Origin of the sequence: Myxococcus vastator, assembly GCF_010894475.1 — a bacterium.
Taxonomy (GTDB): Bacteria; Myxococcota; Myxococcia; order Myxococcales; family Myxococcaceae; genus Myxococcus; species Myxococcus vastator.
This window is the reverse complement of record NZ_JAAIYB010000278.1, coordinates 1-11200: the sequence shown is the minus strand read 5'-3', so window position 1 is coordinate 11200 and position 11200 is coordinate 1. Positions and strand designations below refer to the sequence as shown.

At 71.9% G+C, this 11200-nt stretch carries 8 protein-coding genes; 4 read left to right on the top strand and 4 right to left on the bottom strand.

The features are described from left to right. Positions 1 to 55: 55 nt before the first annotated feature. Positions 56 to 427, bottom strand: a complete 372-nt coding sequence (locus tag G4D87_RS24400) for a hypothetical protein (protein WP_163784613.1) — start codon at positions 425 to 427, stop codon at positions 56 to 58. Between the two features lie 151 nt (positions 428 to 578). Between G4D87_RS24400 and G4D87_RS24395 the strand changes: the two genes are divergently transcribed. Next, positions 579 to 1427, top strand: coding sequence for an HAD family hydrolase (locus G4D87_RS24395; RefSeq protein ID WP_163784612.1), 849 nt, complete (start codon positions 579 to 581; stop codon positions 1425 to 1427). Between the two features lie 80 nt (positions 1428 to 1507). Here G4D87_RS24395 and atpA read toward each other — a convergent pair whose 3' ends face one another. From atpA to atpH, 3 genes are all read right to left on the bottom strand, one after another. Beyond that, positions 1508 to 3055, bottom strand: a complete 1548-nt coding sequence (gene atpA / locus G4D87_RS24390; RefSeq protein ID WP_163784611.1) for a F0F1 ATP synthase subunit alpha — start codon at positions 3053 to 3055, stop codon at positions 1508 to 1510. Between the two features lie 123 nt (positions 3056 to 3178). Beyond that, positions 3179 to 4657, bottom strand: coding sequence for a PAS domain-containing sensor histidine kinase (locus tag G4D87_RS24385; RefSeq protein ID WP_163784610.1), 1479 nt, complete (start codon positions 4655 to 4657; stop codon positions 3179 to 3181). Between the two features lie 146 nt (positions 4658 to 4803). Next, positions 4804 to 5352, bottom strand: a complete 549-nt coding sequence (gene atpH / locus G4D87_RS24380) for an ATP synthase F1 subunit delta (protein ID WP_163784609.1) — start codon at positions 5350 to 5352, stop codon at positions 4804 to 4806. A 191-nt stretch (positions 5353 to 5543) separates the two neighbouring features. On the opposite strand from atpH, the gene G4D87_RS24375 reads away from it, so the two are divergent. From G4D87_RS24375 to G4D87_RS24365, 3 genes are all read left to right on the top strand, one after another. Next, the gene (locus tag G4D87_RS24375) at positions 5544 to 7370 is read left to right on the top strand and encodes an Hsp70 family protein (protein ID WP_163784608.1); all 1827 of its coding nucleotides are present in this window, start codon (positions 5544 to 5546) and stop codon (positions 7368 to 7370) included. 70 nt (positions 7371 to 7440) lie between these two features. After that, positions 7441 to 8604 carry a TIGR02266 family protein gene (locus G4D87_RS24370; protein ID WP_163784607.1) on the top strand — a complete coding sequence of 388 codons (1164 nt, stop codon included), beginning with the start codon at positions 7441 to 7443 and terminating at the stop codon, positions 8602 to 8604. Positions 8605 to 8756: 152 nt separating this feature from the next. Then, a complete protein-coding gene (locus G4D87_RS24365; RefSeq protein WP_163784606.1) occupies positions 8757 to 10889 on the top strand; it encodes a beta-propeller domain-containing protein in 2133 nt (710 codons plus the stop codon). The last annotated feature ends 311 nt before the right edge of the window (positions 10890 to 11200 follow it).

Below are 11200 nucleotides of genomic sequence, written 5' to 3'. Positions count from 1 at the left end.
GTTGCCTGGGGGGCCACACCCGCTCAAGGGGTGTGGACGTGGAGGCCACGCGCCGTCAGCGCCGGCCCTGCTTCTTGGCCTTGGCCACGCGCCGGGGCTCGGGCTTGCCCGGCGCGGACGGGGGCTGGAGCGCCGTGGTGCACGCGGCGGTGGCCGTCACCGCGGCGGCATAGGCGGCGTGGTGCTGCTGCTCCAGCGTGCGCAGCCGGCGCGACATGGCCTCGCGCAGGGCCTGGAGCTCGGCCACGCGGGCCTCGGACTCGGCCGCCTCGCGCGTCAGGGCGTCGTTGCGTTCCACCAGGGCGGAGATGGAGCGCGAACCCGCCCAGGCCCCTGTCGTGGCGAGCAGCACCGCGCTCACCAGCAGGCCCCAGGGCAGCCACGCCCGGCGCGGGGGCGCCGACTCGTTTCGCTGCATCGCTTCCATGCCCGTGAGGTTAGCGGCCTGGGCGGGGTAGGCTTCAAGGGGAGGACGTGGGAGAGCGCCGGCCGCCCGTTGATGCGGCTGGGCTTGCTTCGGGGCCCGTGGGTGAGGCGTCATCCGGCCCCTTTCCTCAACTTCGGGAGCCGGTGGTCTGATGGCGATTGCGTGCGTGGTGCTGGACTTCGACGGAACCTTCACGGACGTGGCGGCGGAGAGCGCGCCCTTCCTCCGGCATTTCCGGCAGGGGCTGGCGGCGGCGGTGGGGGAGGACCTGGAGTCCGCGTGGGAGGAGGAGGTCGCCGCGTTGCGCGCGGGCGCGGACGCGCTGGGCTGGGACTTGGGCGGCCGGGTGGTGGCGCCCGCCACGGCGGACCCGTACCTGACGGCCACCTGCGCGGCCCACCGCCTCATGCAGCGCTTCGGGCAGGGCCAGGACGAGGCCCGCCGCTCCGACGTGGTGCAGAAGCTCTACCGCGACGCCTACGCGCACTCGGCCACCGCCTTCAAGCCGGAGGCGAAGGAGGTGCTGGAGGCGCTGGTCGCCACGGGCCTGCCGGTGACGGTGGTGACCAACGCGCACACGGATTTGGTGGAGAAGAAGCTGGACCAGCTGGCGCCCAGGGGGCGCGAGAAGCTGACGGTGTCCGGGGACGCGCGCAAGTTCCTCCTGGACGCGCCGGACGCGCCGGATGCCCGCTTCACCGCGGTGCCGGAGACGCAGACGCTGGACGGCGTGCTGCGCCGCCCCGTCTACCTGCGCCGGGGCCGGTACTTCGAGGCCCTCAAGCGCGTCTGGGAGGCCACGGGCACCACGCCGGAAGAGACGCTGGTGGCCGGTGACATCTACGAGCTGGACCTGGCGCTGCCCGCCGCCCTGGGCGCGCACGTGCAACTGGTGGCCCGCGACAACGTGCTGCCCTACGAGCTCAAGGCCATGGAGCTGCTGGGCGCGCGCGGCGGCGTGGACCGCAGCCTGCACGGCGTGCTGTCCCGCCTGCGCTGAGGGCCGGGCCCGTGGAAACACGAAGCCCCGCCTCCCGGTGAGGGGAGCGCGGGGCTCGTGGGCCACATCCGGCGGGGGCGTTAAATCTTGGCGCCCGGCGTCGGCTGGAAGACCTCGTTGAACTCGGTGATGGCCTTGCTCAGCGCCGTCTTGATGTCGGCGGTCAGCTCGCGCTTCGACGCCAGGTCCTTGGCGACGTTCGGGTGCTTGCCGTCGGCGAACTCCAGGAACTCACGCATCCAGCGCACCACGTCGGCCACCGGGATGTCGCGAATCCAGCCGCGCTTCTTGGGGTCGTCGCGGTTGGTGGCGGCGTAGATCTGCATGACCTGCTTCTCGACGGGCATGGGCTCGTACTGGCCCTGCTTGAGCAGCTCCACCATGCGGGCGCCGCGCGCCAGCGTCTCCTGGGTGGCCTTGTCCAGGTCGGAGCCGAACTGGGAGAAGGCGGCCAGCTCGCGGTACTGCGCGAGCTCCAGCTTCATGGTGCCGGCCACCTGCTTCATGGCCTTGATTTGCGCGGCCGAGCCGACGCGGGACACGGAGAGGCCCACGTTGATGGCCGGGCGGACGCCGGCGAAGAAGAGGTCCGTCTCGAGGAAGATCTGCCCGTCGGTGATGGAGATGACGTTCGTCGGGATGTACGCCGACACGTCGCCGGCCTGCGTCTCGATGATGGGGAGCGCGGTGAGCGAACCGGCGCCCTCCTCGTCGGACAGCTTGGCGGCGCGCTCCAGCAGGCGGCTGTGCACGTAGAACACGTCGCCGGGGTAGGCCTCGCGTCCCGGCGGGCGGCGGAGCAGCAGCGACAGCTGGCGGTACGCCACGGCCTGCTTGGACAGGTCGTCGTACACGATGAGCGCGTGCATCTTGTTGTCGCGGAAGTACTCGCCCATGGCCACGCCGGCGTACGGCGCGAAGAACTGCATGGGGGCCGGGTCGGAGGCGTTGGACGCCACCACCGTGGTGTACTCCATGGCGCCGAAGCGGTTCAGCTTCTCCACCACCTGGGCCACCGTCGACTGCTTCTGGCCGATGGCCACGTAGATGCAGTAAACGTTCAGGCCCTTCTGGTTGATGATGGTGTCGATGGCGACGGCCGTCTTGCCCGTCTGGCGGTCACCGATGATGAGCTCGCGCTGACCACGACCCACCGGCACCAGCGCGTCCAGCGCCTTGATGCCCGTCTGCAGGGGCTCGTGCACGCTCTTGCGGGCCACGATGCCGGGCGCCTTCACCTCCAGGCGGCGCATCTCCGTGGCGGCGATGGGGCCCTTGCCGTCCAGCGGCTTGCCGAGCGGGTCCACCACGCGGCCGAGCAGCTCCTTGCCCACCGGCACGGAGGCGATCTGCTGGGTGCGCTTGACGGTGTCGCCCTCGCGGATGGCCTGGAAGTCACCCATGATGGCGACGCCGACGTTGTCCTCTTCCAGGTTGAGCACGAGGCCCTGCACGCCGTTGGCGAACTCCACCAGCTCACCGGCGAGCGCGCCCTCGAGGCCGTAGATGCGCGCGATACCGTCACCGACGGACAGCACGGTCCCCGTCTCCGCGACGGTGACCTTCTTCCCGTAGTCCTTGATCTGCTCCCGGATGATTCTGCTGATCTCGTCGGCGCGGATTTCCATGAGCGTATGCGTCCTTGCGCAGGGGCGGCCGACGTGGAGCAGGCCGCCGAAACCTTGAAGTCGGGGCCCCTTACCATGCACACCCACCCGCTGCAATGCGGTCGGCGACAGGCGCCAAGGCCTTCAGTGCCCCACTCCCTCGCGGGGCAGCCAGGCGGTGAAGCTGACCCCGCCCCCGGAGCAGGACTCCACCGCCAGCTTCCCCCCGTGCGCCACGGCGATCTGCCGCGCCAGGTAGAGCCCCAGGCCCAGGCCCTCTGGGGTGGCGCCGCGCTCCTTGCGGAAGGGCTCGAACAGGGAGGAGCGCTCCTCCGCCACCACGGTGAGTCCCGGGCTCTTCACGCAAAGCGTGACGCCGCCCACCGCGCCCGCCACGCGCAGGGTGATGGGTGACTCCTCGGCGCCTTGGTGGAGCACGCTGCCCAGGAGGTTGTCGGCCAGCTGTGCCAGCCGGCGGGTGTCCCAGTGGCCGCGCAGGTCGCCCTCTGTCTCCAGGTGGAGGGTGCGCCGGGGATGCTCGCGGCGGCGCTCCTCCACGACGCGCGCCACCACCGCGTCCAGCACGGCGGGCTCCGGCCGCAGCGCCAGCCCGCCCGTCAGCCGCGCGCGGGTGAAGTCCATCAGCTCCTGGAGCATCCGTTCCATGCGCCGGGCGGACCGGGCCACCTGGCCCACCAGCGTGCGCTGCGGCTCCTCCAGCCCGTCCAGCCGCTGCAGGGCGCGCGTGCCTTCCTGCAGCGATTGCAGGGGCGCTCGCAGCTCCGCGTCCACCACCCCCAGCATCTGGTGCCGGAACTGCTCGGTGCTCGCGGAGCGCTCCTCCGCGGCCTTGCGGCCGCTGATGTCCCAGACGGCGGCCAGCCGCACCTGCCGGCCTTCCCACGTCACGTAGCGCCCCAGCACCTCCAGGGGCAGCCGCTGGCCATCCCGGCGGAGGACGACCACCTCATAGGGCGTCTCCAGCCCGCGGCTCAGCACCAGCCCCACCTGCGAGCGGAACTCCGGGGCGACGTAGTCCGCCAGGTGCCGGCCGATCATCTCCGACGGGGACGCGTAGCCCAGCAGCTGGGACATCGCGCGGTTGGCGTCCATCACGACGCCGTTGTCATGCAGGAAGTGCCCGTCACAGGCCACGTCCGCCAGGCTGCGCATGTGCGACTCCCGCGCGCGCAGCCGTTGCTCCTCCAGGACGCGCTCCGTCTCGTCGCGCACCCACAGCGCCACCCCCGCCAGCGCGCCGCCCTGCAGCGCCGGGGACAGGCCCACCCGCAGGTGCCGCTCACCCGCGGCGGGGGCCAGCACACCCCGCACGGGGGCCTCCGTGACGTCCTCACCGGAGAGCGCCCGGGCCAGCAGCGGCGACAGCGCCTGCGCCACCTGCGGCCACAGCTCCGCCAGGGGGCGGCCCACATGCGCGCGCGGCTCCAGGCCGGACAGCGCCGCCAGCGCGGCATTCACCCACACCGGACGCAGCTCCCGGTCCAGCAGGGCCACGCCACACCCCGCCGCGCTCAGGAGGGCCCCCAGGAAGGGCCGCGCCTCCTCGGGTGCCGCCAGCGTGGACGGACCTTCGGAATACCGGTGGAGTAGGGACTGCGGCATGGTCAGGTCGTCCAGGCGGCACGGGACTGTCCCGTTCCGCTGGCGAGTATACCGCTGTCAGGGTCCGCTGGAAATACCGGTTAGCCCTGGACTGCGGGGTGATAGAGACGACCTGGAACGTTGGTTGCCCGGCGAGCGGGCAGGTCTCAGCGCTGCTTCAGCTCGCGGCGCAGCTCCTCGAGCTGGGTCCGGATGCTGCCGTCGTAGAGGATGCTGCCCACCTGGGCGGCGACACCCCCCAGCAGGCTGGGGTCCACGCGCGTCTCCAGCAGGACGTTGCGCTGGGTGAGCTGCTGCAGGGTCTGCTGGAGCTGGGCCAGGGCGTCGGCCGGGAGCGGCGCTGCGCTGGTGACGTGGCCCCGGACGCGGCCGGCGCGGGCATCCGCCATGTCGCGGAAGAGGCGGGCGATGTCCGCCAGGTAACCCAGGCGGTTGCGGTCCACCAGCAGGCGGAGGGTGTTGGCCAGCGTGGGCTCCACGCCGCCGGGGATGGCCGTCATCACCGACTCCACCACCCGCAGGCGCTGCTCGCGGGTGTAGGCGGGGTTGACGAGCACATCCGTCAGCTCGGCGTTCTTCGCGATGATGTCAGCGAAGGCGGTGAGCTGCTCGGCGACGGCGTCAGTGCGGCCCGCCTCTGAAGCGACATCGAGGAGGGCGCGGGCGTAGCGGCGGGCGATCGACACGTTCACCATGGCGGTCGCGCCCTTAGCACGGGCATTTCCCCCGAGCAACGTCCCTGGCATCGGGGCGCGCTGACGCCGGGGGCCCGCCTGCTGCCCCGGGCCGTGGCGTGGGAAAGCGACGCTTATCGGCAGGCAGGCGCGGGAAGGGGGCTTGGCGAGCTGGCGCGAACACCCGTAGGGTGGTGTCCTCTCGGCCCCCCATGCATGACCCCGTCATCGGCATCGACCTGGGTACTACCAACAGCGCCGTGGCGACCGTGGAAGACGGACGCCCGCGCCTGATTCCCGCGCGCGCGGGTGGCCGGTTGACGCCGTCCACGCTGGGCGTGAACAAAGCTGGCGAGCGCGTGGTGGGCGTCGCCGCACAATCCCTGGCCGAGGAGCATCCGGACTCCGTGGTGTGGGCCACCAAGCGCTTCCTGGGGCGCCGCTACACGCCGGAGCTGATTCAGGAGGCGAAGGCGCTGGTGCCGTATCCGCTGGTGGCCGGGCCCGCTGGCGACGTGCGCGTGCGGCTCGCCGGGCGGGTGATGCCCGTCACGCAGGTGTCCGCGATGATTCTGGGCGAGCTGGCCCTGGACGCGCAGGCGCACTTCGGTCGCCCCGTCACCAAGTGTGTCATCACCGTCCCGGCCAACTTCGACGACAACCAGCGGCAGGCCACGCGCGAGGCGGCCAGCATCGCCGGGCTGGACGTGGTGCGGCTGGTGAATGAGCCCACCGCCGCGGCGCTGGCGTATGGCCTGTCGCACGGCTTCGAGGGCAACGCGCTGGTGTTCGACCTGGGCGGTGGCACCTTCGATGTGTCCATCCTCGAGGTGAAGTCCGGCGTCTTCGAGGTGCGCGCCACGGGCGGAGACCCGAAGCTGGGCGGCGAGGACTTCGACCAGCGCATCGTCCAGTGGCTGCTGGCGCAGGTGGACGATGAGCTGCGGCACGTGGTGTCGCAGGACGCGCAGAGCCTGCGCCGGCTGAAGGTGGCCGCCGAGTCCGCCAAGCGCGAGCTCACCGAGAAGGAAGAGGCGTCCATCTACGTCGCCGGGCTGGGAGACCACTCGGCGCCCGGCAAGCGGATGGTGGAGCTGGAGACGGTGCTGACGCGCGCCTTCTTCGAAACGCTGTCCGAGCCGCTGTCGCGCCGCTGCCTGGACGTCTGCGAGTCGGTGATGCGCGACGCGAAGATGGACCCGCACGCGGTGGACGTGGTGCTGCTGGTGGGCGGCATGACGCGCGTGCCGCTGGTGCGGCGGCTGGTGGCGGACTTCTTCGGCCGCGCGCCCTCCACGGACGTGCACCCCGACGAGGCCGTCGCGCTGGGCGCCGCGGTGCAGGCCGACGAGCTCATCCGCCAGTCCGGTCAGGCGCTGCTGCTGGACGTCGCCACCCAGAGCCTGGGCGTGGGCGTCATGGGCGGGCGCGTGAAGCGGCTCATCCCCAAGAACACCGGCGTGCCGGTGGTGGCGCGGGACATCTTCTATCCGGGCAGCTCCGGCCAGCAGGAAGCGCGCATCCCCGTGTACCAGGGTGAGAGCGAGTTCCAGGACGAGAACTACAAGCTGGGCGAGGTGGTGCTCAAGCGCCTCCACGTCGCCTCGCGCGGAGACGTGCCGCTGGAGGTCGTCTTCGAGCTGTCCAGCGAGGCGATTCTCTCCGTCAAGGCCACGGACCTGACCACCGGCAACATGGAGGCCGTGCGGCTGGAAGCCCGCGCGGGGTTGCCCCAGGGCGAGGCGGAGAAGCTGGGCGCGGAGCAGGCCCACTACGCGCGCTCGCAGGGCGTGGTGGACTCGAAGCGCGCGGAGGAGCTGTTCCGCAAGCTGCTGGAGCGCGGGGAGAAGCTGGCGCGGCTCCTCCAGCGCAGCGCCCAGGAGAACCCCAGCCCGGAGGCGCAGGCCACCCTGGGCACGGTGCAGCGCCTGCTGGATGGCGGACGCAGCGCCCTGGACAGCGGCAACGCGGCGCAGTGCGCCACCATCGCCAAGCAGCTCACGCGGTTGTTGTCCGGTCGCCAGGAGCCTCGCGCCTGAGCGTCCATCCCCGAACGGTGGCCCCGGGCGCCCGTGGCCTTGGCACCTCTTTCCCCCTATCCGTGAGCGTATGAGCCCTCCTCCCAACGCGCGTGACACCGTGTTCGTGGTGGATGACTCCCGCACCGCCCGGGAGGTGGTGCGCCTGCACCTGACGCGGCTGGGCTGCGAGGCGGTGGCGCTGGAGGGCGGCGAGACCTGCATGGCCGAGCTGGCCCGGCGCACCCCGGCGCTCATCCTGTTGGACCTGCGCATGGAGCGCATGCAGGGTGACGAGGTGTGCCGGCTGGTGAAGGCACACCCGGCGGGGCGCAACGTGCCCGTCATCATGTTCACCTCCGGCGGCGAGCCCCACGAGGTGATGCACTGCTGGCGCGCGGGCGCCGATGACTTCCTGCCCAAGCCGGTGGCGCTGGGCGCCCTGGAGGCGAAGCTGGCCGCGGTGCGCCAGGCCCGGGAGCGTGTCCGCGAGGGCCTGCCGCGAGGGCGCCGGGTGCTGCTGGTGGAGGGCGGGCGTTTCCTGCACACCTTCCTGGGCGGCTCGCTGGAGCAGGAGGGGCTTCACGTCCTCTACGCACGGGACATGGGGGACGCGGCGAACCTGGCGGCGGAGCACGGCGCGCGGCTGGATGGCTTCGTGGTGGACGTGTCGCGCACGCCGCGCGAGGCGCTGGCCCTGGCCACGAAGCTCCACGACGCGCACCCGCGCAAGCCGCTGGTGCTGCTGTCGCGCGCGGAGGAGTCGCAGGAGGTGCTCGCCCGGGCGCAGGCGCTGGGTGGCGCGCCGCTCCTGGAGAAGCGTCACCTGGGCGCGGACGAGCTGCTCGGCCGCGTGCTGGGGCGGCTGGTTCCGGGCCACACCCCGCTGCGCGCCGCCGAGCGCGTGCCCTTCTTCACGGTGGTGGAGTTCACCACGTCCAACGGGACGACGCTGTCGGGCTTCAGCCATGACGCGGGGCCGGGCGCGCTCTTCGTACGCACCCTGACGCCGGCGCGCGAGGGCACGCGGCTGACGCTGAAGGTGTTGCTCGCGGGCCAGCGCTCGCCCTGCACCGCCGAGGCGACGGTGGCGTGGTCCAACCCGCCCCTGCCGCAGGGCGCCTTCCGGTCCGCGGTGGGCATGGGGCTGCGGCTGGAGCACATGGACCCGGTGCTCACCCAGCAGTTCGTCCGCTTCGTGCCCCGGGGTCTCGGTTTTCCGGCTCCAGGTTCACCGCGCGCCTCAGGTTTCTGAGAGGCGCGGGGCCGCGCGACCGCTCGACAGGCCTGGGTTCGCAGGGGACGAAGCCCTGGCACGCCAGTGGCAACAAGGCCCGGCCGCCGCTGGCGTGACACCGGGGAGGCCCGTGGGCCGCCAGTGGGGCCGAAGTGCAAAGGGAGGGGCGAATGCAGCAGTGGAAACGCTGGAGTTGGGCCGGAGTGGTGGCGGTCGTCGCGGTGGGGTGTGGTGACGAAGGAAGCAAGCCGCCGCCCCCGTTCGGCAACGAGCCCGTGCGGCAGGAGGCCCGGCTGGAGACCTTCCCCGGCTGCGAGGCCCTGGAGCAGCACATCGAGGACACCGCGACGAAGCAGATGCGCGCGGTGCTGGAGGTCTACAAGCAGTACACCTACGGGGGTGGCCGAGGGGGTGAGGCGCCGCCCACGCCCACGGTCGGGGCACCGCAGGAAGACTCCGCTGGCGGCGGCGGCAGCCCCACCGACTACACGGGCACGAACAACCAGGTGTCCGGCGTGCACGAGGCCGACTTCGTGCAGAACGACGGCACGCGCATCTTCGTGCTGTCGGGGCAGCGGCTCTACCTCCACCGCTCCTGGCCCGCCGAGCAGCTCGCGCGGACGGCCGCGCTGGAAGTGGAGGGCTGGCCGCGGGAGATGTTGCTCGACCCCGAGCGCAACCGGCTGGTCATCACCTCGGCGGTGTCCGAGCCGCGGCCGGGCTCGGGCTCGGGAGGCCGCGTCACGGACGGGCCCGCCGTCGACTGCGCCGGCTTCGGCTGTGGCGGCTACGGGCACGGCAACACCGTGAAGGTGACGGTGGTGGACGTGGCGGACCTGGAGGCGCCGCGGGTGCTGGAGCAGGTATACCTGCCCGGCGGTTACCTCAGCGCCCGGCGCGTGGAGGGCGCCGTGCGGCTGGTGGTGTCGGACGGGTTCCGCTGGCCCGCGGACGTGCGCCTCTACCCCGAGTATTCGCGGGGGCTCTTCGACAACCGGCTCCGGCTGGCCGCGCACATCGACGCGCTCATCCAGCAGAACGAGCAGGCCATCCGCGCGCAGACGCTGGCGCAGTGGCTCCCCCCCGGGCGCCGCGTGACGGCGGCCGGCGAGGTGAAGCCGCTCTCGTATGACTGCACGTCGTTCTACCGCACCAACGCGCCTACGGGCCTGGGCCTGGTGTCGGTGCTGTCGCTGAACCTGGACGCGAGCGAGTCGGAGCCTGGCCGCACCAGCCTGGTGGCGGCGCCCGGCGAGGTGTACGCGTCCCATGACGCGCTCTACCTGGCGGCGCGCCACTGGTGGTGGTGGCCGGAGCCGGGCCAGACGACGCACACGTACCTCCACAAGTTCGACATCCGCGACCCGGACCGGGCCACCTACGTGGGCAGCGGCACGGTGGAGGGGTACGTCGTCAACCAGTTCGCCATGGACGAGCACGAGGGCGTGCTGCGGGTGGCCACCACCGTGGAGCTCCCGGGGGAGGAGGTCGCGGGGGATGGCGACGCCGTGTGGACGCCTCCGGAGACGGTCAACCGCGTGGTGACGCTGCGCGAAGAGGGCGGGTACCTGAAGCAGCTGGGGCGCAGCGAGGACCTGGCCCGGGGCGAGCGCATCTTCAGCGCGCGCTTCGTGGGCACGCGTGGCTACGTCGTCACCTTCCGGCAGGTGGACCCGCTCTTCACCTTCGACCTGAGCGACCCGGCGCACCCGCGCATGGTGGGCGAGCTGAAGATTCCCGGCTTCTCCACCTACATCCATCCGCTGGGTGACACGCACCTGCTCACCTTCGGCGAGCACCGCAACGAGGACGGCACCTGGCAGGACCGCGCCCTCAAGCTGTCGCTCTTCGACGTGAGCGACCTGGCGAATCCCCGGGAGACCTTCACCCACCAGCTGGGCTCCATGAGCAGCCACAGCGAGGCGCTCCACGAGCACAAGGCCTTCACCTACTTCCCCGCCAAGGGATTGCTGGCCCTGCCCTTCATGGACTGGGATTACAACGCCTCCGACTACTGGTCCGGCTTCCGCAGTGAGCTGCGCGTCTTCCGCGTGGACACGGCCACGGGCTTCTCGCCGGTGGGCACCGTCTCCGTGCGGGACATGTACCAGGCATTCAACTTCCAGCACTGGAGCTGGTACTGGCAGCCCACGGTGCGCCGCAGCATCATGGCGGACGACTACGTGTACGCCATCTCCGACGCGGGCCTGCGCGTGTCCCACGTGAGCAGCCTCCAGACGCCGCTGGCCACCGCGCCCTTCCTGCCTCCGGCGCCCGCTCAGCCAGGGCCCCAGGGGCCGTGACGCGGGGCTGACGCGCGACTCGCCCCCTGGGACGCCGGGTGTCCCAGGGGACGTGTCATGGGGGATGGCACCACCGGCCTCCTGGTCAGGCGAGGGACCGCGGCGTCGTCGGACGTGGGCAGCGCATTCCCTACCGGAAGGCGCTATAGGCGCACTCCCCATGTCCACCGCCGTGTTACCGACGTCCTCCGTGAATTCCCCCCGCACCGAGCTCCGGGAGCTGTCCCGGCTGGCGGTTCCCATCGCCATCGCCCAGGGCGGGCAGGCGCTCATGGGGTTGGTGGACACGTGGGTGGTGGGGCGCACTGGGA

Excerpts from the sequence above, each read along its gene's own strand:
- G4D87_RS24400 (WP_163784613.1), bottom strand. The coding sequence starts at position 427 with ATGGAAGCGATGCAGCGAAACGAGTCGGCGCCCCCGCGCCGGGCGTGG.
- G4D87_RS24370 (WP_163784607.1), top strand. The coding sequence starts at position 7,441 with ATGAGCCCTCCTCCCAACGCGCGTGACACCGTGTTCGTGGTGGATGAC.
- atpA (WP_163784611.1), bottom strand. The coding sequence starts at position 3,055 with ATGGAAATCCGCGCCGACGAGATCAGCAGAATCATCCGGGAGCAGATC.
- atpH (WP_163784609.1), bottom strand. The coding sequence starts at position 5,352 with ATGGTGAACGTGTCGATCGCCCGCCGCTACGCCCGCGCCCTCCTCGAT.
- G4D87_RS24375 (WP_163784608.1), top strand. The coding sequence starts at position 5,544 with ATGCATGACCCCGTCATCGGCATCGACCTGGGTACTACCAACAGCGCC.
- G4D87_RS24365 (WP_163784606.1), top strand. The coding sequence starts at position 8,757 with ATGCAGCAGTGGAAACGCTGGAGTTGGGCCGGAGTGGTGGCGGTCGTC.
- G4D87_RS24385 (WP_163784610.1), bottom strand. The coding sequence starts at position 4,657 with ATGCCGCAGTCCCTACTCCACCGGTATTCCGAAGGTCCGTCCACGCTG.
- G4D87_RS24395 (WP_163784612.1), top strand. The coding sequence starts at position 579 with ATGGCGATTGCGTGCGTGGTGCTGGACTTCGACGGAACCTTCACGGAC.